Source organism: Flavobacterium pectinovorum (assembly GCF_006438875.1).
Classification (GTDB): Bacteria; Bacteroidota; Bacteroidia; order Flavobacteriales; family Flavobacteriaceae; genus Flavobacterium; species Flavobacterium pectinovorum_A.
Window position 1 is genome coordinate 252,891 of the sequence record NZ_RCZH01000006.1, and the last position, 26,034, is coordinate 278,924.

At 35.0% G+C, this 26,034-nt stretch carries 19 protein-coding genes; 12 read left to right on the forward strand and 7 right to left on the reverse strand.

Features of this window, described 5'->3' with window-relative positions; all coding sequences use genetic code 11:
* Positions 1 to 166: 166 nt before the first annotated feature.
* The 4 genes from EAH81_RS10815 (at position 167) to EAH81_RS10830 (ending at position 3,272) form a co-directional block, all read left to right on the forward strand.
* Entirely contained in the window at positions 167 to 1,162 is a 996-nt protein-coding gene (locus EAH81_RS10815; protein ID WP_140506828.1) for an SDR family NAD(P)-dependent oxidoreductase, read from the forward strand.
* Between the two features lie 193 nt (positions 1,163 to 1,355).
* Positions 1,356 to 1,901 carry a hypothetical protein gene (locus tag EAH81_RS10820; protein WP_140506830.1) on the forward strand — a complete coding sequence of 182 codons (546 nt, stop codon included), beginning with the start codon at positions 1,356 to 1,358 and terminating at the stop codon, positions 1,899 to 1,901.
* 31 nt (positions 1,902 to 1,932) lie between these two features.
* Entirely contained in the window at positions 1,933 to 2,274 is a 342-nt protein-coding gene (locus tag EAH81_RS10825) for a hypothetical protein (protein ID WP_140506832.1), read from the forward strand.
* Between the two features lie 581 nt (positions 2,275 to 2,855).
* On the forward strand, positions 2,856 to 3,272 hold the full coding sequence (locus EAH81_RS10830; protein ID WP_140506834.1) for a hypothetical protein: 417 nt from the start codon (positions 2,856 to 2,858) through the stop codon (positions 3,270 to 3,272).
* 104 nt (positions 3,273 to 3,376) lie between these two features.
* Here EAH81_RS10830 and EAH81_RS10835 read toward each other — a convergent pair whose 3' ends face one another.
* Positions 3,377 to 4,603, reverse strand: coding sequence for a PQQ-dependent sugar dehydrogenase (locus EAH81_RS10835; RefSeq protein ID WP_140506836.1), 1,227 nt, complete (start codon positions 4,601 to 4,603; stop codon positions 3,377 to 3,379).
* Between the two features lie 490 nt (positions 4,604 to 5,093).
* Here EAH81_RS10835 and EAH81_RS10840 point away from each other — a divergent pair, with 490 nt between their 5' ends.
* Entirely contained in the window at positions 5,094 to 5,555 is a 462-nt protein-coding gene (locus EAH81_RS10840) for a hypothetical protein (RefSeq protein ID WP_140506838.1), read from the forward strand.
* 253 nt (positions 5,556 to 5,808) lie between these two features.
* Positions 5,809 to 6,630 carry a helix-turn-helix domain-containing protein gene (locus EAH81_RS10845; RefSeq protein ID WP_140506840.1) on the forward strand — a complete coding sequence of 274 codons (822 nt, stop codon included), beginning with the start codon at positions 5,809 to 5,811 and terminating at the stop codon, positions 6,628 to 6,630.
* A 153-nt stretch (positions 6,631 to 6,783) separates the two neighbouring features.
* On the opposite strand, the gene EAH81_RS10850 is transcribed toward EAH81_RS10845, so the two are convergent.
* A complete protein-coding gene (locus EAH81_RS10850; protein ID WP_140506842.1) occupies positions 6,784 to 7,269 on the reverse strand; it encodes a MarR family winged helix-turn-helix transcriptional regulator in 486 nt (161 codons plus the stop codon).
* A gap of 2 nt (positions 7,270 to 7,271) precedes the next feature.
* On the reverse strand, positions 7,272 to 7,763 hold the full coding sequence (locus tag EAH81_RS10855) for a GNAT family N-acetyltransferase (RefSeq protein ID WP_140506844.1): 492 nt from the start codon (positions 7,761 to 7,763) through the stop codon (positions 7,272 to 7,274).
* 382 nt (positions 7,764 to 8,145) lie between these two features.
* On the opposite strand from EAH81_RS10855, the gene EAH81_RS10860 reads away from it, so the two are divergent.
* The 3 genes from EAH81_RS10860 to EAH81_RS10870 all read left to right on the forward strand — a co-directional run bounded on the left by EAH81_RS10860 (position 8,146) and on the right by EAH81_RS10870 (position 12,545).
* Complete coding sequence (locus EAH81_RS10860) at positions 8,146 to 8,733, forward strand: TetR/AcrR family transcriptional regulator (protein ID WP_140506846.1); 588 nt, start codon at positions 8,146 to 8,148, stop codon at positions 8,731 to 8,733.
* Between the two features lie 113 nt (positions 8,734 to 8,846).
* Positions 8,847 to 9,659: an SDR family NAD(P)-dependent oxidoreductase gene (locus tag EAH81_RS10865; RefSeq protein WP_140506848.1), complete on the forward strand. Its 813-nt coding sequence runs from the start codon at positions 8,847 to 8,849 to the stop codon at positions 9,657 to 9,659.
* 435 nt (positions 9,660 to 10,094) lie between these two features.
* Positions 10,095 to 12,545 carry a histidine kinase dimerization/phosphoacceptor domain -containing protein gene (locus EAH81_RS10870; RefSeq protein ID WP_140506850.1) on the forward strand — a complete coding sequence of 817 codons (2,451 nt, stop codon included), beginning with the start codon at positions 10,095 to 10,097 and terminating at the stop codon, positions 12,543 to 12,545.
* Between the two features lie 273 nt (positions 12,546 to 12,818).
* Here the strand turns inward: EAH81_RS10870 and EAH81_RS10875 are convergent, their stop codons facing one another.
* The 3 genes from EAH81_RS10875 to EAH81_RS10885 form a co-directional block, all read right to left on the reverse strand.
* Positions 12,819 to 13,664 (reverse strand): oxidoreductase, encoded by an 846-nt coding sequence (locus EAH81_RS10875; protein WP_140506852.1) that lies wholly within the window; start codon positions 13,662 to 13,664, stop codon positions 12,819 to 12,821.
* Between the two features lie 353 nt (positions 13,665 to 14,017).
* A complete protein-coding gene (locus EAH81_RS10880; protein ID WP_140506854.1) occupies positions 14,018 to 15,037 on the reverse strand; it encodes an MBL fold metallo-hydrolase in 1,020 nt (339 codons plus the stop codon).
* Positions 15,038 to 15,061: 24 nt separating this feature from the next.
* Positions 15,062 to 16,075, reverse strand: a complete 1,014-nt coding sequence (locus EAH81_RS10885; RefSeq protein WP_140506856.1) for an alpha/beta fold hydrolase — start codon at positions 16,073 to 16,075, stop codon at positions 15,062 to 15,064.
* Between the two features lie 286 nt (positions 16,076 to 16,361).
* Between EAH81_RS10885 and EAH81_RS10890 the strand changes: the two genes are divergently transcribed.
* Positions 16,362 to 16,925 carry a Crp/Fnr family transcriptional regulator gene (locus EAH81_RS10890; RefSeq protein WP_140506858.1) on the forward strand — a complete coding sequence of 188 codons (564 nt, stop codon included), beginning with the start codon at positions 16,362 to 16,364 and terminating at the stop codon, positions 16,923 to 16,925.
* Positions 16,926 to 17,104: 179 nt separating this feature from the next.
* Complete coding sequence (locus EAH81_RS10895) at positions 17,105 to 17,431, forward strand: DMT family transporter (protein WP_140506859.1); 327 nt, start codon at positions 17,105 to 17,107, stop codon at positions 17,429 to 17,431.
* Between the two features lie 131 nt (positions 17,432 to 17,562).
* Here the strand turns inward: EAH81_RS10895 and EAH81_RS10900 are convergent, their stop codons facing one another.
* Complete coding sequence (locus tag EAH81_RS10900; RefSeq protein ID WP_140506861.1) at positions 17,563 to 22,128, reverse strand: alpha-L-fucosidase; 4,566 nt, start codon at positions 22,126 to 22,128, stop codon at positions 17,563 to 17,565.
* 552 nt (positions 22,129 to 22,680) lie between these two features.
* Between EAH81_RS10900 and EAH81_RS10905 the strand changes: the two genes are divergently transcribed.
* Positions 22,681 to 25,140: a hypothetical protein gene (locus tag EAH81_RS10905; protein ID WP_241676552.1), complete on the forward strand. Its 2,460-nt coding sequence runs from the start codon at positions 22,681 to 22,683 to the stop codon at positions 25,138 to 25,140.
* The last annotated feature ends 894 nt before the right edge of the window (positions 25,141 to 26,034 follow it).

Here is a 26,034-nt window from a genome sequence, read left to right on the forward strand (position 1 = left end):
AGCTATCCGGAGTGGCTTTAAAATAAAAAGCTTTGTGGCTTCGCGAGAAAATTACAACCCAACCGAAATGACGTTTTAAACAAAGTAAAATGACATTCTGAACAAACTCCATCTTTTGAATTCGCTATAATTTTGTCCTATAACAATTAGATAAAAAACACACAAAATGAAAACGAATAATTATCAGGGAGCTTTTCAGAAACCAATTGGTTCAGGATTTAATGCAAAATCAACAACAAACGAAGTAATTAAAGGAATTGACCTTACGGGAAAAATTGCCATTGTAACTGGCGGTAATACCGGAATTGGTCTGGAAACCGTAAAAACTCTTGCCAACGCAGGCGCAACAGTAATTGTTCCTGCGAGAGATATTGAGAAAGCAAAGAAAAAATTAGACGGGATTCCGAATGTCGAATTGGAAATTATGGATTTAATGAATCCTGATTCTATAGATGCATTTGCACAAAAGTTTCTTTCATCACAAAGACCTTTACATTTATTGATTAATAATGCAGGAATTATGTGGGTTCCGTATCGTCGTGACAATCGCGGAATCGAATCGCAGTTGGCAACGAATTATTTGGCACAATTTCAACTTACAGCAAGATTATGGCCAGCGCTTAAAAAAGCTGAAAGCGCAAGAGTTATCAGTGTATCATCGCAAGGACATCAATTTGGTACTTTTGATTTTGATGATCCTAATTTTTTACACAAAGAATACGAAACTTTACAAGCTTACGGACAATCCAAAACGGCTTGTAATTTATTTGCTGTCGAATTGGACAATCGCAGTAAAGAATTTGGCGTGAGATCTTATTCCTTACATCCGGGATCTATTAATGGTACCGAATTAGCCAGAGAAGCTTCTTTAGACTTATTTCAGAAAATGGGACTTTGTGATGCTGATGGTAATATTCGACCGGAAATACTGGCAAACCTAAAAACGATTCCGCAAGGCGCTGCTACAACGGTTTGGTGCGCTACGAGTCCGCTTCTTGATGCTATTGGAGGTGTTTATTGTGAAGATGCTGAAATCGCGTCTATTTCAACTGAACCTTCTGTAACTCCCGGTGTAAAATTATATTCGCTTGACGAAGACAATGCCAAAAGATTATGGTTGTTAAGCGAAGAAATGACGGGAATAACATTTGATGTGCTTTAAATGTAAAATGTTTTTTGTGAGATGAAAAATATTAATGGTAAGTTGCCGTTGTTTGAAGCGGCAACTTTCTATTGAATACAGATCGGTTTCTTTATTTATGTTAAATTTCGGAATGATTGTGATTTCATTAAATTTGGGAAAAGTTCTATTTTGGAAAAAGAATTACTCCTATAGCCAATAATCAATTTTAAGCATGAAAAAATTAATATTATTTACCATCTTACTTATTTCTTTTTATTCTCTAAATGCTCAGCCTCTTCATGAATGTTATTCTGAAACAGGAATAAAAATAGCTTTAAAAGGAAATGAGGAATTGCAATGCAGCTTATCTCCAAGTTTTAATCTTAATGATTGTTTTTTTATAGACCCGTCTTATATCAAGGATAGTTTAGGCATTGCATATTTTAAAATTAAAATCTATAAAAATATTACGGATGCCAGCGATGACACATGGAAAGGGAAAAAAATATATTTAAAAGATTCTGTTTATATTCACAAAATAAGAGACGTAGACAAAATGGTAATTTACGTAGCGAAATTTGACAAAAATGAACGTATCAGTTTTTATTTAGAAATCTCAGAATTTAAGAAAGGATCTTTTTTTATAGATGCTTCAAAAATTGATACTGTAAAATATGAGAGAATGAAATCTGTTGAATATCATAGGGGTTCCGATACTATCCAAGGATTTGATATTACACCAGAAAAATGGACGGAAATAAAAAAATGGGGCGATTAATTACTTATTATGACAATATTAAAACACAAATATGAAAAAACACGAAGAACTGAATTTAAAATTTTGTAGAAAGAATGGTCCCTTTGATGTGATTATGGATATATTAGATTCCAGCAATGCTCCTACAAATTATAAGCGCTTAGATTTTATTGGATTATTACCGAAAATTATAATTGCTGATTTAATAGAAACAATTACTTTAATACAAAATAATGAAACTTATGATCCATCTTTTCTTGATAGTGCAGAACACTTTTCTGTATTTGAGGTAGCTTTTTCTAATCCGTATTTTTCTATTGAAAATTCGCTAACGATTCATATGGATGATTTAAAACTTTTACTAACAGAATGGTTCGAATTTAGGAACTCATAACATGCATGTAAACGATCTTTGATGAATTAGATCTAAAATTTGTACTAAATTATTTTTGAAAATGAGAATATTTGATTTTTTTGTATTATTGTTTATATAGAATGTTTGCATCAATAAAAAGAGAAGGAGAAAAAGATGAGAATTTGGCGTCGATATTTTTTTCTGTTTTATTATCAACCAATTCATTAATGATCTTTTTTCTATTAAAATATATTTTCCCAAAAGGTTATTTTAGTTTATTTCCTTATAATATCATTTTAAAATTAATGATTGGATCCGTTTTTCTCGTTTGGTATTTTATATGTAATCATTACCTTTTAAAGAGAAAAAATTACAAAAGAATCATCTCTTTTTATGAAAATATTTATAAAGAACACAATAAAAAAATTGCATGGATTGGAGTTTTATATTCTTTAGCAACATTTCTTGTTTTCTATATGACCGCAATTTACCTGGCAAATGAAACTTATTTTTAGGTAATATAGCAAAGTAATAAAACAACTTTTTATACGAATTCGGGCGACAGTTATGAAGTTTATTCTGGCTTCTCACCTAATTAATTGATACAAATATTATATAAAATGATTTATAAATCAAACCGATATTTTAGAATTTGGGCTTATACTGTTAGTCATAGCTCTTTACTTTTAAGAAGCAATATGTTATATTCTGATGATAGAGATTATTCATCAGAAAACTCCTTTAATATTGACATCGAGATATGGGATGTAACATATATAGGCATTCCTACTTCTTTAGATAATATAGAAATTAAAGAAATAGCAATAGACTTATTACCACCAGATATAGACAAAGACTTATGCAAATTTAACAGGAAAATATTTGAAATCATTTCTGATAATAAAAAATACTACATTATATCAGGAGGTTTATTAATTGCAACTAATCATTGGGATAGAGAGGATAGAATATTCAATTATAATCTTAATTTGCAACATGATAAAATAATATTCTCAACAAATGCAAAGCAGGAATAAAGCAAAGTGAGTTAGCCATTTTAGCTAATGGATTTAACCCGCTCCACGAAGTGTTCATAATTGCTGTGCGAATTTAATAAATGAACACTTCGCAGAGCTGGTTCTTATTTTTTGTCGATTTTATATAATCTTCCACCGTCAGTAACGGCGTATAAAGCTCCGTCGTTTCCTTGTGTTACATCTCTAAAACGTTGGTTTTCTGAAGCCAGAAGTCTTTCTTCGCCAATTACTTTATTGTCTTTTATAGCAAGACGTACGATATGCATTCCGCTTAAAGCACCTATGAAAAGATTATTTTGCCATTCAGGAACACGATTACCGGTATAAAAAGTCATTCCGCTTGGCGAAACTACCGGATCCCAGTAATAAACCGGCTGTTCTAAACCATCTTGTTGCTGAATTCCTGCACCAACTTTTTCTCCGCTATATTCTATTCCGTATGTAATTGTTGGCCATCCGTAATTTGCACCTGGTTTTATGCGGTTTATTTCATCTCCTCCTCTTGGTCCGTGCTCTGCCAGCCAAATTTCGTTTGTCACGGGATTAAGTGCTAAACCTTGTGGATTTCTATGGCCATAACTATACAATTCCGGTAAAGCTCCAGTTTGTGTAAAAGTGGGATTTCCGGTTGCAGGCTGCCCGTCTTTTGTTATTCTGATTACTTTTCCCAAACCTGCTGCAACTGATTGTGCCAATGGTCTTGTTTCCAGTACAGAACGTTCTCCGGTACTTATTATTAGAGCACCCGTTTTATCAAAAAGAATACGTCCGCCATAATGCAGCGTACTTGCGTTGGCTGGTTTAGCTCTGTAAATTACGGTTGCTCCTTCGATTGTTTTTTCGTCAGCTGATAATTTCCCTTTGGCCACAGCCGTATTATTTCCGCCTGTTGTAGCTTCTGCAAAAACCCAGTAAATCATACGATTTGCAGTAAAATCAGGATCAATAGTTAGACCTAATAAACCACCTTGTCCGGCAGCATTAACAGCAGGAATACCAGTTATAGGAGGAGTCAAAACTCCGGCTGTAGTGGCAATACGCATAGTTCCGGTTTTCTCAGTAATTAATAATCTGCCATCCGGAAGACTTTTTATTCCCCAAGGGCTTGATAAGGTTGTAGCAAGAACAACTCCTGCATAAGGCGTATTGGTTTGAACGCCATTTATACGGGTTTGCCCTGCGAATGCGGGTTTGTAGGTTGTGTTAGCGGCATTTCCTTCGACAGGATTGGTGACTGTACCTGGATTTGAATCGATATCTTTATCATTTGCGCAGCTAAATAAAGTCATTAGCACGCTCGAAACAATAGTAATTTGGTTAATAGTTCTCATAGGTTTGGGATTTTAATGATTAAAAAATACAAATGGCAGATATTCTATACAACAAACCAAAAATCTTAAATTAAAATTAAAAAAAGTTATACAATTTATGAGAAAAGTTATACAATTATACTCTTTTAAATATAAATTTTCTATCCCTTAACGATAGATTAGATAAGGTTAAAAGCTAAAGAACGGAAAAAAATTAAATCTTGCGCAAATGTCTTTAACTTTGTCTAACGTAGGATACAATCGAAAAAACATAACATCTAATTACCAGAAAAATGGAATACGAAGCAAAATATATTACATCGGATATTAAGCTTTCTTGTTATGAGGATACCTGTTATAGATAAGGTAGTAATAGATTATAAATATTTTGATCAAATTTCATTGGCAGTGAATTCTAATCCATTTTTTTTTAAAGATCAAATAGATCAGTTTATTATACAAAATCATAATCAGTACATTGATAAATTAATAAAGTTAAACTACTAAAAACATGGCATCAGCATTTATTCAATACCAAAATGGTAAAGGTTTCAATATTGCAGAAGAATTTATGCAATTAATGATATACTATATTCATAAAGAACTTGAAAAACCTCAATACGCTTTTATAAATAAAAATTTATTTATTATCGGACATGAAGGTATTATTAATGGTATTTCAAGTAGTTATTTAACTCTTCCTTGGAAAAGAATTTTAGTAAGTACAGAAGAAGAACAGACGATGATTCAAATTTTGCAAAATGTTAAAATAACTTTACAGAATAAAGGGGCTTTTATATCAGTTTCTGAATTACAATCAATTCAAACTGATGATGAAGATTTTAAGTATTTATACAGTAGAAATCCATTTCCTGTTGCAGAATTAATTCAAATAATAGAGGTTTTAATTCAAATGTTACAAGGTACTTGGACTTCAAATAAATATGATATGGATATTAATTATAAGTATTAAAAATATGAATTTTTCAAAAAGCAATTAGAAAAACAAAGGAACAGTTTTGAATATTATCATAAAATCCCCGCTCAACGAAGTATTCATAATTGCTGTGCGAAGTCTCCCGACTTCGTACCCGTTGCTATATTCCGTTCCAATTTTTTTGATTCTCTTTGCGGATTATTGGAGTGGTACGAAGTCGGGAGACTTCGCACAGCAATCAGTAACTCAATAGTTATTTAAAAAAAACAGACCATCTAATCACCACAAAATGGAATACGAAGCAAAATATATAACTCCGGATATCAAGCTTTCCTGTTATGAGGATACCTTTTTTAAATCTGATATCATGTTTGATCAGCATATGCTGGTTTGGTTTATATCGGGTGAAACCAAGATTGTGCAAACAGATGGAATCCATATTTTTAAAAAAGGAGATATTTTTCTGATTCCAAGAAATCAATTGGCGACGATTATAAATTATCCCAAAGACGGGCAACCGCATAAAACGGTTGTGATGCATTTAACTACCGAAAAACTGAAAAATTTCTATGCAAAACTAGATGTAAAACCGAAAACAAATCTAGAGCCAAAAATATATTCTTATAACAATCATCCTTTACTCGAAAGCTGTCTTGCGTCGTTAATTCCGTATTTTGAAATGACCGCACTTCCTGAAAATATCGCTGATCTAAAAATAACCGAAGCAATTAGTATTCTCAGATCAATTGACAGTGAAATTGATAATGTCCTGGCAAATTTTGAAGAACCGGGAAAAATTGATTTGGTTAATTTTATGGAACGCAATTTTATGTTCAATATGCCACTCGAAAGATTGGGTTATCTCACAGGCAGAAGTTTATCGACTTTTAATAGAGATTTTAAAAAATATTTTAATACCACTCCGCAAAAATGGCTGACCAAAAAAAGGCTTGATCTCGCACATTATCAGTTAACTAAAAACAAGAAAAAAACAATTGATGTTTGTTATGAAGTTGGTTTTGAGAACTTATCCCATTTCTCTTATGCGTTTAAAAAGCAATTTGGTTATACCGCCACAGAATTACTTCGAGTTAATCATCAGATAAATTAGACAACGAATAAACTATTGGATCTAATTAATTTTAATACATCGAACTTGAACTAAAAAACATTTAGGTACGACAAAACAAGATGCACTGCTGTGCATCTCTACGATAAAACCTTTGAACCTATGCCGCTTTGAACCTCTGTACCTTATCCTTTATCAACTTTCATTCTCACTTTTTAATTGTAAAGCTCTTTGCAAAAAACTTTGATGTAAAATCTTATTTTCGGCTTCGTCAATGGCTTTGAGCAAATTATTCTGATTGTCGGCAATATCAGAGAGAACTTGTGTCATTACAGCCCAAACAGGTTTCATTTCCTGAATGAGCTCCTGCCCTTTTACAGTCAAAACTATAAGACGTTTACGCTCGTCTACTTTATCTTTTTTGGAACGAATCAGTTTTTGTTTCTCTAATTCTTTTAGCAAACTAATTGTGGACGGATGTGTATAACCAATCTCGTTTGCAATTTCAACAACACTCAAAACTCCTTTGTGATGCAAGGTATAAATTACCGGAAACCATTTAGGCTCAAAATCAATGCCGTATGATTTATAAAATAAGGCACCATCTTTACGCAATTGCTCACTGAGACGCTGCAAACGTGTTGAAATAGCTAAAATTCCAGATTCGTTAATAATATTCATCCTTATTTTTTTAGTTTTAAATGACAAAATACATTGTCTGCGCTCATAACCGGAAATGTTGTTGGAAGTGATTCTTTGGCAATACGCACAAAATCATTTCTTTCGTAAAAACGCAAAGCTGCTTCCAATATCGTTATTGTTCCCAAATATAAATCATCAATTTCATTTTCTTTACAATAATCAATCAAAGTCTCTAATAATTTCTGCGCAATGGAGAACTCTTTTCCGCGGAATTCCTTTTTTACAAACATCTTTCTTATCGCAGCTTCGGTAGGACTAAATTTCACCAAAGCAATCGTGCCCACTAATTCATTATCTATAAAAGCACCCCAAAATCCACCGCCACTTGCGTAATAGAAGTTTCTTATATTCAATAAATCCGGCTGATCTTCTAATGTAATAGGAACATTAAACTCTTTCTGCTGAATGCTTAAAACTAAATCTACTACAGCATCTGCATATTTATTTTCAATGGAAATAATTATTGGTTTCATATCTTAAGAATTTATATTACAAAACTACGTAGTTAAATACATAAATAAAAATATTTCATGATTTATTTGCCATGAAGGCACTAAGACACAAAGTTTTATTTTAAAAGAATCTCGCAATCCCGATAGCTATCGGGAGCAGATTTAAGCTGATTTTAAATAGATTTTTTAAATTTAAATCCAGGCGAAACAAACTGATTGAAAATAATCTGCAATATCTGCTTAAATCTTTTTAAAATCTGCGTGAAAGAAAAAACTTTGTGTCTTAGTGCCTTCGTGGCAATAATACTTTACTAAAAAATGTGAAACTTATCACAAAATTTCAAAAACATTTGCGTAAATGACCAATCGGTCATATATTTGTACTCGTAAAATGAAAACTACCATGACAAAGGGAGAAGAAACCAAACAATTCATTATAGAAAAAGCCGCCCCGATTTTTAATACAAAAGGGATTGCCGCCACCGCTATGAGTGATATTATGGAGGCTACAAAGTTGTCTAAAGGAAGTATGTATGTTCATTTTGAGAACAAAGATGTATTGGCTTGTGCCGCAGTAGATCATAATATGAAAATACTGGGCGATAAACTTCTCTTTGAAATCAGCAAAAGCAAAACGGCAAAAGGAGAGCTTTTTACTTATATTGACTTCTTTAGTAATGCTGTAAATCCACCTCTTGCGGGAGGATGTCCTTTACTGAATTTTGGTACTGAAGCTGATGACACCAACCCTATTGTAAAGGAAAAAATAAACAAAGGATGTAACGCTAATCAACAATTATTAGCGAATAGTGTCAACAAAGGAATCGCCAACGGTGAGTTTAAACCAGAATGGAATGCTGAAGAATTTGCAATCGTTATGTTTGCCATGATGGAAGGCGGTCACTTAATTTCGAGAATGTCCGGCAATAATGACAAGATGAAAGTAATCATTAAAACCCTAAAAAAAATAATAGAAGAAAACAGCATCTAAATTTTTTTTACCATAAAAATGACCGTTCGGTCTTTTTAAATATCAATAGCAATAAAAAAATAAGTTCAATATCAATTAACAATTCACCATTAACAATTAACAATTAAGAAATCATGTCAAAAACAATTTTAATTTCAGGATCAACAAAAGGATTTGGAAGAGCCTGGACAGAAGCATTTTTAGAAAAAGGATACAAGGTAGCTGCAACAGCCCGAAATATKGAATCTCTTCAGGATTTGAAAGCTAAATACGGAGATGCAATTTTGCCACTTACGCTTGACGTAAACAATCGTGCAGATTCGTTTGCTGTTGTACAAAAAGTAAAAGAACATTTTGGAACTATAGACATCCTTATCAATAATGCCGGTTACGCTTTAAATGGCGCTGTTGAAGAAGCAAGCGAAAAAGAAGCCAGAGCACAATTTGAAACTAATTTCTTTGGAACACTTTGGTTAACACAAGCGGTTTTACCAATTATGAGAAACCAAAAAAGCGGTCATATCATTCAGGTTTCTTCTATTTTAGGAATAGCAACTTTGCCAAATTTAGGTCTTTATAATGCTTCTAAATTTGCGGTGGAAGGTCTTACTGAAACATTATCTCAAGAGGTAAAACAATTTGGAATCAATGTTACTTTGGTTGAACCAAACGGTTATGTAACTGATATCTGGGGTAACGGATTCAACAGCGAAAGCATTGATGCTTACGACGGAATCAAAAAAGCAATTGCTGAACAAGACAATTCTGATTCTTTTGGAAAAACAAGCGCTACCGTTCCGGCAATTGTTAAATTGGTTGAAGCAGAAAATCCTCCATTACGTTTATTCTTAGGAAAAGTTGCATTGCCATTTGCAAAACAAACCTACGAACAAAAACTTGCAACCTGGGAAGAATGGGCTGATGTTTCCGTGGCTGCTCACGGTTAATTAAATCCAGCATTTTTAAAACATAAACTGCGTAAAAACTAATAATTTTTACGCAGTTTTTTTACGCATCAAATTTAAAAATCCGTTTTTATCCGCGTTTTTACGAAGTAAATCTGTTTTATCCGCGTCATTATAAAGACGCGGATTTAACTGATTCGCTAAAGCGAAAACGCGGATAAAACGGATTTTTTTATATTCAATCTATCAACCCTGCTTTAAAAGAAAAATATTAACTTATAATGTAATAAAAAGAAATAAATATTCTGAAAATTATACATTCGAAAATCATTATTTCTAAAAATCATCTCTCTTCTAATGCTATAATCATAAATTACTCCATTATTTCAGTTTAATCCTCATAAAATTAACAATTCTCTTTGTTTATTTCTATATTTGATTACTATAAAAACCACTGTTATAAACACTTAGTAATTCATGAAAAAATTTTACTGTTTTCTTTTCCTTATTACTCTTTCCTTCCCTTCATTTTCGCAATTACCTTCCTCAACAGCGCACTACGATATCAGGAAAAAGAGAGTGTTGATACAACTTTGCTCTATGTTTTTGTATGGCAAAAATCAAGGAAAAATTGACGAAGACAGTTCGGCAGTTTTAGCGGCAAAAGCTTATAATTTACCGCTTTCGCTAAGTTATGACGAAGGATATAATGACAATAAAGGAAGCATTATAATTGGAACTGAATTTATTGAAAAAGGAAATATCAACGCGGTAAAACGACTTTTAGAAAATTCAAAAGACTCGGATCGAATTAAACTATTGCTTCAGCTTGGAAGTTTTTATCTTTTTAAACCCGGAAAAAAACCGGAAGATCTTCAAAATGCTTTTTCGAATATCAAACAAGCACTTGAACTTAGCAATACGCTTAAAATTCAGAAATTGCAACATCAGAGTTTAATGCTTCTGGGGAAATATTATGCTCAGGCGAATAATTTAGACGAAAGCAAAAATTGTTTTGCAAAAGTCGTAGCCGAATGCAAAAAACAAAATGATAAAAAAGCATTGGCTGATGCTCTTGCAAATCAGGCAGTATTTTTACCAAACACAGATCCGCAGAAAGAAATTCTTTTAAATGAAGTTATAAAATTATACACGGAATTAGGGCTGGACGATAAAAAAATAGAAATGCACATGAAGCTTATAACTGTGCATTATTGGACCGGAAATATCAAACTGGCTCTTAAAGAGTTTTACCAAAGTTTATATTACCAACGCCAATATGGTTTTAAACATACGCACTTTACCGAAGCTACAATATCCTATGTCGAGCTTTTGCGATACAATACCAAAAGTGCCTTATACTATGCTCTAAAAAGTATAAAAACAATGGAAACTATCAACGATTATAACTTTGCTGATATTTTCTATCTCCGTTTTGGCAATGTATATCTCACACTTGGTCATTATGAAGAAGCACTGGATTTATATAAAAAAAGCATAGAAGCCGGACATCAAAACATTAACAGCGGTGGATTTTACAGAAGTTTTGTGAGTCTTGTTTCGGCACTTTCTTCAAGAGGAAAAACTCAGGAAGCGGTTGATTATATCAATTCGATTGTACTGAAATATCCGCCAAAAGATCTTTTTGATAAAATGATTGTTAATCATGTCAGAGCCGTTTGTTATGAAAACTTAAAGAATTATGCATTGGCAGAAAACTATTTTAAAGAAATGGATCTCTGCGCACAAAAGCTTACCGGTCCTGAAACGATATTTGATGTATTAAATTCCTATTCGGCAATGACTGCTTTTTATGCTCACAGACATAGACCTGTGGAAGCTAAATTTTATGCAGACAAGATTCTGGCGTTATCAAAAGCGTATAAAAGAAATTATATTTCACAAAATCTGGAACTTTCGTTGTCTATAACAGATTCTTTGAATGGCAATTATCAATCGGCGTTGAAGCATTTTCAGCTTTATAAAAAAATTAATGATTCTTTGGTGGATTTCTCCAAAAACAAACAAATTGAAGAGCTCAAAATTCAATATGAAACTTTAAATAAAGAGCAAAAAATAAACTTTTTAAACAATCAGTCTTCATTGCAAAAAAGTGAATTGCAAAAATCAAAACTCTTAAATAATCTGTCGATCTGGAGTTTGATTTTACTATCAATCACAATTGGTTTGCTTTATAACCGATACCGATTAAAGAAACGAAATCATGCTAAACTGGAACTTAAAGAAAAGGAAATCAAACAGAAAAATACTAATCTGAGGCATTTACTGAATGAAAAAGAATGGCTTTTAAAAGAGATTCATCATCGGGTGAAAAACAATCTTCAAACGGTTATCAGTCTTTTGAATTCTCAATCGGCATATTTGGATAATGATATGGCGTTGTCAGCAATAAAAAATAGTCAGCATAGGATTCATTCTATGTCATTGATACATCAGAAACTCTATAATTCTGATAATATTTCGACTATAAATATGTCCAATTATATTCGGGAATTAATCGAATATTTGAAAGTATCGTTTAATCTTGGTCAAAGAATTCGTTTTGAAATCAAAGTTGATTCCTTAGAATTAGATGTTGCACAAGCAATTCCGTTAGGACTTATTTTGAATGAAGCCATTACAAATGCAATCAAATATGCTTTTCCGGACGATCATAACGGAATGATTTATGTAACGCTCGAAGCAACAACAGAAAACTATTATTTACTGACCATTCAGGATAACGGAATTGGTATCGACGGTGACTTTTCTTCAAAAAAAATCAATTCTTTCGGGTTAAGTTTAATCAAAGGATTAAGTGCCGATTTGGACGCTAAATTCACGATGGAAAACAATAATGGAACGATATTGAAAATCGAGTTTTTACCGGAACTTCCAATATCAAAAAAAGAATTGAAAATAGAATAACAACGCAATCATGCGATTATTTTTAACACATAGAAACATAGTTTTGTTTACTGAAAATAAGGCGTTTCACTTATCAAAATGCACAAAGCAGTCTTCAGGCAATGTCATTAAACTAAGGAAAAATCTATAATGCTATCGTGAATAAATTTCGCGCAAAGACGCAAAGACGCAAAGGTTTTGTCATTTCGACCGAAGGGAGAAATCACATCCAGAGAGCGACGAAACGCGAATCCGTAAAGCGATTTCTTCCTTCGGTCGAATGACAATATGGGTTTAAGCTCCAAAATCTGTAGAAAAAGTAAAATCTTTATTCGCTTCGATTTCATTTTTTAAGGAATCGATTTTATAATTAGCGAATTGATACGCGTCAGATCCCGTCAATAAATGAAGCGGCGGTTCCGGCCATTTTGTAACTTCTACAATTAATGCAGCTACTTTTTCGGGATCACCCAATTGTTTTCCCGGAAGATCTTCCTGATGCGAACGCACAGCATCACGAATTCCCGTATAAGCCTCGATTGGTTCCGAAGATGTGATCAACGAACTGCTGTTTAAAAAATTCGTGCGAACATAACCCGGTTCAATAAGCGTTACCTTTATCCCGAAGGGTTTGACCTCTTGTACAAGTGCCTCAGAGATCGCTTCTACTGCAAACTTTGTACTGCAATATATTCCCCAGCCAGCGCCGGCAAGTAATCCAAATACAGAAGAAAGATTTATAATATGTCCATATTTTGCTGCTCTCATATGTGGCAAAATTGCTCTGGTCACATTTAGCAATCCAAATACATTGACATCAAAATTGGCTCGTACCTCCGCGTCAGAACTTTCCTCGATCCCGCCTATTAAACCGTATCCGGCATTATTTACTAGATATTCAATAGATTCAAATTGTGCCAAAGTATCTTTTACCGCTTGTTTTACGCTTGATTCATTGACCAAATCGACCTCAAGCGGAAGAAAGTTTGGCGACGAAATTCCAACAGCTTTCTTTAATGATTTAACATTTCTTACCGTTGCGGCTACATTATATCCTTGTGCCAATAATTGTTTGACCAAAATGAGTCCAATTCCTTGGGAAGTTCCGGTTATAAACCACGTTTTATCTTGATTTTTCATAATCTTATTATTAATTTTAATTCGTTGGGGTAATTAGTTTTAACGCATAGTCCCGAAGCTTCGTGATAGATTTTGCAAACTCAAAAAAGGCGTTTTACTTTTTTAATCTCTAGCAAAGGTGCAAAATCCCAAAGGTTTTGTCATTTCGACGGAGGAGAAATCACACTAGTAGCTACGTACCGATAAGCCCCAATCTTTGTCGAATTACGCGTGTGATTTCTCCTCCGTCGAAATGACAATATTGTGTTTAAGCTTAACTTAATGACATTGAGCTCCGCGATTATGTGTTAAATGAAATTTCTGCAATTACACCCAACGAGTTATGTTTATTATTTTATTTATAAAATAGAAACTTATTTCTTTCCATTTTCTTTAATGTCTTTATAAGCATTTGGAACATTGAAATTAAAATGAAGCCAATTGAAAAGTTCGTATCCTTTATCAAATTCTTTCATTGTAACCGAAGTCTTTGTTTGCTCTAAAGTCAGACCGTTTTTGACTGCCGCTTCAACATTTGTTTTTAATGCTTCGACATAATCAATGGTATATTTTATTCCTGCTTTATTCGTAACTCGGCCATGACCGGGAACTACAACATCTTTATCGCCAATCATGTTATAAATTTTATTCAGATTGTTAACCGGTTCCAGAAAATAGCCATCAAACAACCACGGAATCGTTGGACTTTCAGCAATAAAAGGATTTCCTGCCCACAATACATTTCCCATAGCCGATTTTAAATACACGAATAAATCTGCCGGAGATTGTGCCGTTCCAACGTTTATAATTTCTACGATATTTCCTTTTCCCATATCAACTTTCATGGTTTCATTGATTGAGATTGTAATATCTGCGGGACGATAAACGCTTTCTTCAATTCCTCTTCCTTTACCAAAAAGCATAATCATAAACTGTTTGATATTATCGTAATTTTTAGAAAGATTGTCTTTGCAGAATTGATTCTGAATAACAATTGTTTCTTTTGGAAGCAAATAATTTCCAAAACAATGATCGCCGTGATCGCTGGTATTTATGGCATAAACGATTGGCTTATCAGTCACACTTCTAATTAATTTATAAAGCTGGTCATAAAGTCTTTTGCATAACATAGTTTCGATAAGCAAAACGCCTTTATCACCTACAATAAATCCTGCCGAAGTCGCTTGTGCGATACCTTTTGTGGTTTCAGTTTCAGCAGTTTCCGGCGCAACCGAATAAACATTTTCTGAGATTTTATTCAGTTTTAAAACCACTTTGTTAGCATCCCAAATTGGGACATGATCCGGCATTGGAAACTGTGCGTACATTGCCGTATTACACAAAAAAAGCAATACTACGAATGCAAAACCTAAGATGTTCTTTTGAGTTTTCATGATGATTATTTTATTATGCTAAAGTTATTTTGCAAGGAAAAAAGCCAATAAATCTTTTTGAACCTGAGCCGTATTTTCCTGAACCAGCCAATGTCCTGAACCTGCAATTTTGGACTCCGTTACATTCTCTGCAACCAATTTTGAATGGTCTTTTAAGAATGCTGCCGCAAAATATTCTCCTCCCATAGCGAGCAAAGGCATTTTTAGTTTTGTTTTCATAAAGATTAAATTGTCTTTTCCGTCCTGCGGAAAATTTCCGAACCATTTAAAACTTGATTTTGCTGCATCTTTTACTGCATACGCTCTCACGAATTCAGCTGTTTCTTCTGGTGTAAAAGGATCTTTTACGTGTCCAACCATTGGCCAGAAATTGGTCAAAAACTCTTTTTCTTTTCCCTTAACAATATCTCCGGAAGCTGGCCATGCAAAAAATCCAAACCACCATGCTGAAGCTGATACTTTTGACCAAACCGGCTCAATTCCCGGAAGCAAAGCATCCATTAAAGCTATCTTTTTTACTTCGCTGCCATATTGCGCCGCATAAGCATACGCTACCATTAACCCAATATCGTGACCTGCAAGATTGATATTTGTGTAGCCAAGTTTTTTGACCAGTTCGTGAATATCTGTTGCCATCGTTTTTTTGTCGTAACCACCTTCCGGTTTGTCAGACTCGCCTACTCCTCTTAAATCCGGTGCGATAACCGTAAAATGTTTGGATAGTTCCGGAAGGAGGCGATTCCACATGTACCAGTTTTGACCAAAACCATGAACTAATACTAATGGATCGCCCTTTCCGCCAATTACATAATGAATTTTTACACCATTGACCAATGCCGTTTCATGTTTAAAATTTGCCGGCGGATCTGCTGGTTTTGTTACTGCTGAATCTGCTGTTGCAGTCGACTCTTCGGCAACTGTTTTTATAGGTTCTTCTTTTTTATTGCATGATGCAAATGATAAAAAACTGATTACTAAAAGGCCTAAAAAACCTTTTGAAGTTTTTGACCATAAATTTTGGTTAGAAATTGATTTCATGATTTTATATTTAAAGTTGTTAAATGCTTTCTAAAAGGCTAGAATTGTGCCTAAGACGCTAAACCCAGTAAATACAAGGTTTTACACATTTAAAAAATGAAATAAAATGTTGTATATCGTTATTATTTATAAAATATTGACGATATAACACTAAAATCAAAGCTGCTTTGATTCTTACAATACGAAGATTCTTTTATCCTTCAATACGGTAAATTTTATAACTTTATCGTTTTCTAATAAAGCTCAGCAAACTTTAGATTAAAGCTTCTGTCCAAACAAATTCAAAATGGAAATCGACACAATTCTAGACGAAATATTTAAATTACCTGAAGAATCAAAAACTGCCTTAAAACTAAATATTTCTCAGATAAAATATCCAAAAGGGCACATTCTCTTAAATGCGGGCAAAGTCGAATCGAATATTTATTTTATAAAAAAAGGAATCGTTCGTGCTTATGTAAATCAGAATGATAATGAAATTACTTTTTGGTTTGGGAAAGAAGGTCAAACTGTAATTTCGATGAAAAGTTATACGCAGGATGAAAAAGGATATGAAGATATTGAGCTTCTTGAAGATTGTGAACTCTATGAATTAAAAAAAGAAAACCTTCAAAAATTATTCGAAACTGATATTCATATTGCAAATTGGGGCAGAAAATTTGCAGAAATTGAACTTGTAAAAACAGAAGAACGATTGATTTCCCGTCAATTTAAAAATGCTACTGATCGCTATTTGGAATTATTAACGTATCATCCTGAATTAATTAGAAGAATCCAACTGGGACATATTGCTTCTTATCTCGGAATTACACAAGTTAGCTTAAGCAGAATAAGAGCGGAGATAAAATAATACCGATTGTATATTCAATATAGTCCAATTGTATTGTACTATTTTCATATTACATCAGCATTATACCAGAAAACATTGGACTAAAATATAAATAAAACTGGTATAAATTCATTTTTTATCATTTGTTAAATTTTATTTATGCCAGGAAACGGAACTTTGCCAAATAAAATTTTAACAATATGAACTGGATTATTTTAATTATTGCGGGACTGTTTGAAGTTTCGTTTGCAACTTGTCTCGGAAAAGCAAAAGAAGCTGTTGGTACGGATGTTTATTTATGGTACACAGGCTTTTTTGTATCACTAACCGTAAGTATGCTGTTACTTATCAAAGCAACTGAAACCTTACCTATTGGAACTGCTTATGCTGTCTGGACGGGAATTGGAGCTGTAGGAACAGTATTAATGGGAATCTTTGTTTTTAAGGAACCTGCTGAATTTTGGAGATTGGTTTTTCTAACTACATTGGTTGGTTCAATCATAGGTCTTAAAGCAGTTTCACATTAATCAAAACTGATCGCATTTTAAATTTTTATGGTTACTGATGTAAACTTTAAAAATCTAATCCTGATATTTATAAAAAGCTCAATTCGTAAGAATTGAGCTTTTTTCGTTCTTCCATAAATAGTATGGATTTTCTATTTCTTGATAAATGCTACACTCTTTCGCTGATTATTGACAGTTACAGTTAAATAATAAACTCCGGACGCTAAAGAGGAAACTTTGATATAATTCTCGCCGTCTTCTTCACAATTAGTCTCTTCAGATTTGATAATCTGTCCTGCTGTATTGACGATGATTACTTTAACGTTTTTAGCGTCTTTATTTATACTCCAGGCTAATTGTCCCCGTACCGGATTTTCCTGTAAACGGAGAGTCAGCTCTTCTTCTTTACTCAAAACTGTCTGACTTAGTTTCATAGCATTTAGAACCTGATTTTTATAGAAAGTAAGATTACGTACATTGACAGGATCCCATCCTCCATTGGAAATACGATGCAACTCGATATAATAGGTTCCCTTTTTCAGATAAACATCACCCAATTGCTTGATTTGATAGTTCGTAAAACTGCTATTTGCTGTGGTAAATGTATAAATAGTACTTAAACTATCTTTTATCAACAATTGAAATTTACCGGAATAACCCGCCAGCTCACTTTGCCAGTGATAAGTACCTGCTTCATTTACTTTGACTCTCCATGCTGTATAAGAAGCTGCATTTGTCCATCCGCCAATGTTATAATTAGGGGCATGTTCTATAGTGATGCCGCTTCCGTGCATTATGGCGCTTTGAGCAGGAAGAACGAGCGTCAAATCTGCGTTTTGAGTAATAATTGGAGTTGGATCAACCGGAGGATGAATCGAAATCTGACGCACATTTACAGGATCCCATCCTCCATTAGAAATACGATGCAGCTCGATGTCATAAACACCTGCAGGCAAATTAATTGTTCCAAGAGATACGGTTTGATAGTTATCAAAACCGCTTGTTGTAATTGTAAACGGATATGCTCCCTGATTTACTCCGTTAACTTTCAGTGTAAACTGTCCCGAATAACCTGATACAACTGCATCCAAAAGAAAGTTTCCGGGTTGCGTAACTTCAACTTTCCATGTAGCATAGTTGGCGGCATTAGTCCACGATCCAAGATTGTAAGTTGGTCCATTTTCAATACTTAATCCGTTTGTGGTAGCATCACCCGCATTCAAATTGAGCGTTCCATCTTCCAATTGTTTGACAAAAGTGTCCAAAGTATCTACAACCGTTCCCATTTCTAAGACAATAGTTGTACTAATATTATCCAGAGGAGTGGCTGGGACGGGAATAATATATCCCGAAGCTTCGTTATTTGGACTTATATTCAATGCTGTTTTGGTCGTATCACCAAGGAAATACGATTTGCTTACACTTCCTTCGCGTAGATTTGGAACTGCCAACTTCCCGTTCTGAGGCCAATTATCGGCAAATACATGCAGGTACAGGTATTGTTTTCCGTCCACTATTTTTCGGGTAGCCCTTCCCCAAGGCAATTGTTTGGTAAATGGGCTTGGTTGTGCTTTTTCTATTGATTCTTTATTTACACTCATCCAATCGGCAAAACCATCAAGTCTGTCAATTGCTTCAGCAGGAAATGTTCCGTCTCCTTTAGGTCCTACGTTGAGAAGGAAATTACCTCCTTTACTCACAATATCAATTAGTTTTTGAGTTAAATCTTTTTGGGTTTTCCAACGGGTATCATGTGCAGCATATCCCCAATTATCATTCATGGTCATACACGTTTCCCAATCTGTTCCATCTCCGTTTGAAGGCATATTGGGAATACTTTGTTCAGGAGTTTTAAAATCTCCTGTCAATCCATCTTCCATTCGGTTATTGAATATCAAACGATCCGATCCGGGGATATTTTTAATTGCTTTCATCATTCGGTAACGGAATTCGGGTGTACTTCCACCGCCCATATCCCACCAAATCAGGTCAATATTATAATCATTAATCATAGTCCTGATATGAGGAACCACAATGTTATCGGTATATTGTGCCATTTCCTGATAAGAAGCTTCATGACTTGGTGTTGCATTTTGAGGAATCCATCCCATTCCTCCGGGATTCATCCAATCCAGAGCCTGCGAATAATAAAATCCAATTTTTAATCCGGCTGCATGAGCTTCGGTCACTAAATTCTTCAAAACATCAGCCGAAATATTGGTATCATCTTCAATATTATATCCAATGTGATGCGTGTGCATCAAAGCAAAACCTTCGTGGTGTTTGGCGGTAACTACGATATATTTCATACCGGCATCTTTTGCCATTCTTACCCATTGAGAAGCATTAAAGTGCTGTGCTGTAAAATTTTGCTGCCAACGTGTTTTGTATTCTATTCTGGGAATCTGAGCCGCAAACATAATCCACTCAGCATATTGACCACGATTGTAAGGTTGTCCTGTAGCTGGGTCGGTTTTAATAGTTCCGTCTGTATTAATCCATTCCGGACGATAGGCCGAATAATAATCGGTCGTAGAAGTCTGGTAATGTCCGGCAAGTCCTGAATAAGCGCCCCAATGGAGAAACAGCCCAAAACGAGCTTCGCGCCACCATGCCATCCGTTGGTCTTTGTGTACTGTTGTCTCTTTTGTAGCTACATAAACACTATTACTAGTTTGAGTATAAAGATTGTGACTATCCCTGCCTCTTACAGTTAAATCATAAATATCAAATGAATTCAGGTCGCTTATAGTTGCCGAATTGGTCGTAACATTTTGATAAAAAACTCCTTCTTTAAATACATCGTAAGAAGTCGCTCCGGGAAGCGCATCCCACGATAAAGAAACAGAATTGGTCTGTACATTATTTGCTTTTAAACCTTGAGGCGGATTATTGTAGAAAGTGTTTATATCAATTTCGGAATCACTAAAAATCAAATCATCAACATAAACAATATCTCCAATTGCTCGGCTATCACTAAAATCGGGCTGAATACCAAACTTGGTAATATCTTTTACTTTGTTCGATAATAAATCAAAGACCAGTACACCCCATTCGTTTTGTTTATCCAATGGACTCTGAGACATAAATTCATTATTTGGTCCATTTGAAATATTAACCCGTATTTGAGAATTCGGATTATTGCGATAATACTTCATGTACAGATACTTATACTCCGAATTGGTGGCAGTTGGAGTACTATAAAATCCTGCCCACTTAGCAGTATTGGCAACCCGTTGAAATTTCAGCACTTTATTACTTTGGTTAGCCCCTGTTTTACTTGGATTATCCACCACCGTAATCTGCATGTCGCTTGTTGGGTTGATATTAATTTGAGTTGTAAAGTTAATTTGTCCGTTTTCAAAATTGTCAAAAACAAGAGGATCCCTAATTGTTGCACGCGGATAAAAATCTGTTGTGAAATTTAGTTTGGTCAATGCCAATTGAATTTCTGGAGCCGACATAAAATAATTCCAAAGCAAACCCGAACGGTAATTTTCAATCATACCAATAATAGGTCCCTGATCGATCGCCAAATAGTACGGATCACTCCAATTGGCTGTCTCATTGAAAGCATCTAAAAATCCTGCTTTTTCGTTCCAGGTTTTGTTTCCCAACTGATAATAAAAATAACGCAGGGCTGCCAAGGATTCCTTTGGAGTATAAGGCATTGCCGAAATAGCTGCTGTTGGAGCAATCACACCTTTGTCATTTCCGGGAGAATGGGCGCTATAACCCGTATTTCCATCAGAAGCAGTCAAACCCCAGGCTTTGTTCACGCCATATCCGGTATATCCAAGTGGGTTTTGTCCACAATAGGCTCTGTTTATCAAGGTATGAGCCTGATTTTGTTGAAAATAGTTGACATCATTCGAACTATCTCTTAAATTCTTCGGGTTAAATCCCAGAAACGAATAATGAGAAAAAAACAATGGTCCTCCCTTTGCGCTTCCGCTGCCTATAGGAAGTGTAATATCATAAAACTTTTGATTCTTGGTCTGGTAAGTACCACCGGATGACCAACCGCTTTGCCAAACACTGGGACTGACGGAATGAGTTGGTGAAGCGACCGCCAACAAATATGTTATCATACACTCGTTCCAACCTGTCACCGGCATTTGAATTACATTTTGCAACGCATTATTACAATGCCAATACAACTTATTGGATCCGAATGTAAAGTAATTCCAGTCAACATTTTTCCAAAGTACATTGATTTTAGCGACCAGATTTAGTTCTGTCGATGTTGACTGGTTAAAATATTGACGCGCCGTAATCAAACCTTCCATTAGAAAAGAGGTTTCAACCAAATCCCCTCCATTATCATTTGCACTAAACGGAATAGTTGCTCCTGTAATTCCATTGATCCAATGGGCAAAGGCTCCTTTGTAATTTGTAGCGGAATTGGTTAAGAAATCAACAATTTTCTCGATGCGCTGACGTCCTTGTTCCCTGGTTATAAATCCTCTCTCTACTCCTACTAAAATAGCCATTACTCCAAATCCTGAACCGCCAGTGGTAACGGTATTTCCAGGGGTTCCCGATACTGGAAGCCGCTCGTGTGCCATTCCGGAATTTGCATCTGCATAATCCCAAAAGTATTTAAAAGTGTATTGTTGCGTTTTAGTAAGTAACTCTTCATCTGTCATTTGCGTTTGGGATGTTGCGCAAAAGCTCATAGATAGAAACAGTAATGCTAAGAAAGTAATTTTTTTCATAGAATAATTGATTAACGTATTAACAATAGTAAGTATAGCAGTATGTTATTGTCGTTTTTCAAATAAATCAAAAACACTTTACAGACAAGTGTTTAGAAACAAAAAAAGCATCGGTATTTTTAAATTCAGTGTATACATTTCGCATTTCAAAAGATAGTTTTTAAGTTTTCTATCGATTCTCTATTTCAGATTAATCATGATAATTGACTACTGCTATTTATTATTGCTAAATCTTATCATCTTCCAAAACACATCTTTAACAAAATCCCTTATAACAACTGAAAATCAAATATTTACACACACAAATATATTTATTTTTACTTAAACATGAAAGAATAATAGTACTTAATTTATTTTATGATGTTACTCTTCAAAAATTATTTTTCGTTTATAAAAACTTGAAAGAGACGTTTCATTTTAGAAAATGAAACCAATTAACCACCTGAATAATAGCTTTATAATTTGTCTACGTTTAATTTTATACACAACAATTTTATGGGGATATCTGTAAAAGTAAATTTTTCAAAAAATACTAATCAAATTTTTTAATTTATGAAAAAAGCGTTTCTAATAGTTGCACTTTGTATTAGTTCAATTTTTTTCTCTTGCAAGAAAGATAAAGATCAGGTAAATCCTGATGCACCGCAGTCTGTCGCTTCTGATTCAACCGCTCTTGCCGATAACGGCTGGCCAAGAGAAACTACAAATAATGGTACAAAACTGGTTTATTATCAGCCTCAGGTCGATGACTGGAAAGATTATAAAGAAATTACAGCCAGACTTGCCTTTTCTTTAACTCCTGCTGATGGAAAACAAGTTTTGGGCGTGGCTTCTGTAAAAGCAGAAACATTAGTCGATAAAGATAACCGAAGTGTTTTTCTTAAAAATGTTCAGGTAACTGATGTGCGATTTCCTGCGCTTGATGCAAAGAAAGTTCCGGAAATGGAAAAGCTGTTCAAAGAAACACTGCCTAAAGGCGGAGATCCTATTGCTGTGGATCGAATTTTGGCCGAATTAAACCAAACAAAAAGTCCGGCAAAAGGAATTGCAGCAAAGAACGATGCACCTCCAATTTTCTACAGCACAAATCCGGCAATTTTGCTAATTGTACAGGGAGAGCCTGTTTTAGTGCCGGTTGATAAAACAGATATACAATATGTAGTGAATACAAATTGGGATTTGTTTTTTGATAAAACGACAAAAGATTACTTTTTGCTTGCCGATAATATCTGGCTTACTTCAAAAACTTTAGACGGAAAATGGACAAAAGCCACTAACCTGCCTACCGGTTTGAGTAATTTGCCTTCAGGTCAAAATTTTGATGATGTAAAAAAAATGATTCCTCCGCCAACAGCAGGTACAGCTCCTCAGGTTTTCTTCAGTAATAAACCAGCTGAATTAATAGCGGTAGATGGAACTCCAAAATTTGTTAAAATAGAAGGAACCAAATTATTGTATATTGACAATACCGAAAATGATATTTTTGCCAGCGAAGGCAATGGTCAATATTATGTATTATTATCCGGAAGATGGTTTCAATCTAAGCAGTTGACCGGACCGTGGACGTATGCTGGAAATAGTCTTCCAGCTGATTTTGCTAAGATTCCGAAAGATTCTCCAAGAGCCAACGTTCTGGCATCTGTACCCGGAACACAGGAAGCTCAGGATGCCGTGATGTTAGCCCAAGTTCCCACAACAGCCATTATAAACAAAGCGGATGCAGAAGCTAAGGCAAAAGTTACCTATGACGGAACACCACAGTTTAAGCCTATCGAAGGTACAAAAATGCAATGCGCAAGCAATACTCAGGATAAGGTTATAAAGGTAGGAGATTTGTATTATTTGTGTTTTCAGGCCGTTTGGTTCATGTCAACTTCTCCTAACGGACCCTGGAAAGTGACTAGTTCCGTTCCTAGCGAAATTTATACCATTCCGCCAAGTTCACCTGTATATAATGTGACGTATGTAACGCAAACCACAACTGATACAACAGTTGAAAGCAGTACAACAGCCGGTTATTTTGGTGCATTTATTATTGGTGCAACAGTAGGTGCTCTGTTAACGTATGGCACAGGATATTTCTATCCGCCTTATATGTATTATGGAGGTTTATATCCAATTTATCGTCCTTGGCCTTGTACTTATGGTGCCGGAGCAATTTATAATCCGTGGACGGGTGGTTGGGCTGCAGGCAGAAGAGCTTACGGACCTTATGGTGCAGCAGGAACATCGGCTTGGTATAATCCCGCAACAGGAAGATACGGACGTTCTGCAAGTGTGCAGGGCTGGTATGGAGGTCGTACTGTAGCAAGTTCTTATAATCCTTGGACAGGAAATTATGCAAGAACAGCACAAGGTCATAATGCCTATGCACAATGGGGACATTCTGCAGCTACAAACGGTCGCCAATGGGTGCAATCTGGGCATGTTACAACACGACGCGGTACTGCAGTTGGTTATGAAACTTCAGGAGGTAAAGAAGGTGTAATTACACACCGCAGAGGTGGTGGAACCACTATTCATACTAACAATAATTTGTATGCCGGACACGACGGACATGTCTATAAAAAAGATGCTAACGGAAACTGGAGTCATTATAACAATGGCAACGGAGGATGGTCACAAGCAGGTACTTTGGGTTCAACAAAAAAATCAGGTAACGATATTCAGCGTAATAAACCCAACCAGAATCTTGGCGGTGCAACCCGCACGGGTGACAGAATCCAACCCAATCAGAATCTTGGCGGAGCAAACCGAATTGGTGGCGAAACACAACGTGATAACTTCCCAAAAGCGGATCAAACACTCGGACAGCCAAACAAGCCACTGGGAGAAGCAGGTCGTCCTGATGTTACAAATGATCTTAATCGCTCTGCATCTTCCAGGGATCGAGGCGATATGCAAACCCAAAAATTTCAAAACTTTCAAAGAAATGGCGGTGGCGGTTTAGGCGGCGGTAATTTTAAAGGAGGTGGAGGATTTAGTGGTGGTGGATTTAGAGGCAGAAGATAATATGCTTTGAAAATAGATCAATGCAAAAACCTGAGGAGCTATAAATTAGGGATGAATTTTACCGCAAAGCGCGCTAAGATTTTATCTAATAGTATGTTTAAAAAACACAAAGTTCACAAAGTTTATCAGCCGCGAATTTCACGAATCGGCACGAATTAATTTGTGATAATTTGTGAAATTTGTGGCAAAAAATCATTTTTAATCTCCTAATCTGTGGGCAAACATAGGAGCACGCTAAGATTTTTTTCGCAGCGAGGTTTTGTAAAAACACAAAGTTCGCAAAGTTTATCAGCCGCGAATTTCACGAATCGGCACGAATTAATTTGTGATAATTTGTGAAATTTGTGGCAAAAAATCATTTTTAATCTCCTAATCTGTGGGCAAACATAGGAGCGTGCTATGATTTTTTTCGCAGCGAGGTTTTGTAAAAACACAAAGTTCACAAAGTTTATCAGCCGCGAATTTCACGAATCAGCACGAATTAATTTGTGATAATTTGTGAAATTTGTGGCAAAAAATCATTTTTAATCTCCTAATCTGTGGGCAAACATAGGAGCGCGCTATGATTTTTTTCGCAGCGAGGTTTTGTAAAAACACAAAGTTCACAAAGTTTATCAGCCGCGAATTTCACGAATCAGCACGAATTAATTTGTGATAATTTGTGAAATTTGTGGCAAAAAATCATTTTTAATCTCCTAATCTGTGGGCAAACATAGGAGCACGCTAAGATTTTTTTCGCAGCGAGGTTTTGTAAAAACACAAAGTTCGCAAAGTTATCAGCCGCGAATTTCACGAATCGGCACGAATTAATTTGTGATAATTTGTGAAATTTGTGGCAAAAAATCATTTTTAATCTCCTAATCTGTGGGCAAACATAGGAGCGCACTAAGATTT

Excerpts from the sequence above, each read along its gene's own strand:
- EAH81_RS10885 (WP_140506856.1), bottom strand. The coding sequence starts at position 16,075 with ATGAAATCAATTTCTAACCAAAATTTATGGTCAAAAACTTCAAAAGGT.
- EAH81_RS10895 (WP_140506859.1), top strand. The coding sequence starts at position 17,105 with ATGAACTGGATTATTTTAATTATTGCGGGACTGTTTGAAGTTTCGTTT.
- EAH81_RS10875 (WP_140506852.1), bottom strand. The coding sequence starts at position 13,664 with ATGAAAAATCAAGATAAAACGTGGTTTATAACCGGAACTTCCCAAGGA.
- EAH81_RS10870 (WP_140506850.1), top strand. The coding sequence starts at position 10,095 with ATGAAAAAATTTTACTGTTTTCTTTTCCTTATTACTCTTTCCTTCCCT.
- EAH81_RS10845 (WP_140506840.1), top strand. The coding sequence starts at position 5,809 with ATGGAATACGAAGCAAAATATATAACTCCGGATATCAAGCTTTCCTGT.
- EAH81_RS10815 (WP_140506828.1), top strand. The coding sequence starts at position 167 with ATGAAAACGAATAATTATCAGGGAGCTTTTCAGAAACCAATTGGTTCA.
- EAH81_RS10880 (WP_140506854.1), bottom strand. The coding sequence starts at position 15,037 with ATGAAAACTCAAAAGAACATCTTAGGTTTTGCATTCGTAGTATTGCTT.
- EAH81_RS10860 (WP_140506846.1), top strand. The coding sequence starts at position 8,146 with ATGACAAAGGGAGAAGAAACCAAACAATTCATTATAGAAAAAGCCGCC.
- EAH81_RS10900 (WP_140506861.1), bottom strand. The coding sequence starts at position 22,128 with ATGAAAAAAATTACTTTCTTAGCATTACTGTTTCTATCTATGAGCTTT.
- EAH81_RS10890 (WP_140506858.1), top strand. The coding sequence starts at position 16,362 with ATGGAAATCGACACAATTCTAGACGAAATATTTAAATTACCTGAAGAA.
- EAH81_RS10830 (WP_140506834.1), top strand. The coding sequence starts at position 2,856 with ATGATTTATAAATCAAACCGATATTTTAGAATTTGGGCTTATACTGTT.
- EAH81_RS10905 (WP_241676552.1), top strand. The coding sequence starts at position 22,681 with ATGAAAAAAGCGTTTCTAATAGTTGCACTTTGTATTAGTTCAATTTTT.
- EAH81_RS10835 (WP_140506836.1), bottom strand. The coding sequence starts at position 4,603 with ATGAGAACTATTAACCAAATTACTATTGTTTCGAGCGTGCTAATGACT.
- EAH81_RS10820 (WP_140506830.1), top strand. The coding sequence starts at position 1,356 with ATGAAAAAATTAATATTATTTACCATCTTACTTATTTCTTTTTATTCT.
- EAH81_RS10825 (WP_140506832.1), top strand. The coding sequence starts at position 1,933 with ATGAAAAAACACGAAGAACTGAATTTAAAATTTTGTAGAAAGAATGGT.
- EAH81_RS10855 (WP_140506844.1), bottom strand. The coding sequence starts at position 7,763 with ATGAAACCAATAATTATTTCCATTGAAAATAAATATGCAGATGCTGTA.
- EAH81_RS10840 (WP_140506838.1), top strand. The coding sequence starts at position 5,094 with ATGGCATCAGCATTTATTCAATACCAAAATGGTAAAGGTTTCAATATT.
- EAH81_RS10850 (WP_140506842.1), bottom strand. The coding sequence starts at position 7,269 with ATGAATATTATTAACGAATCTGGAATTTTAGCTATTTCAACACGTTTG.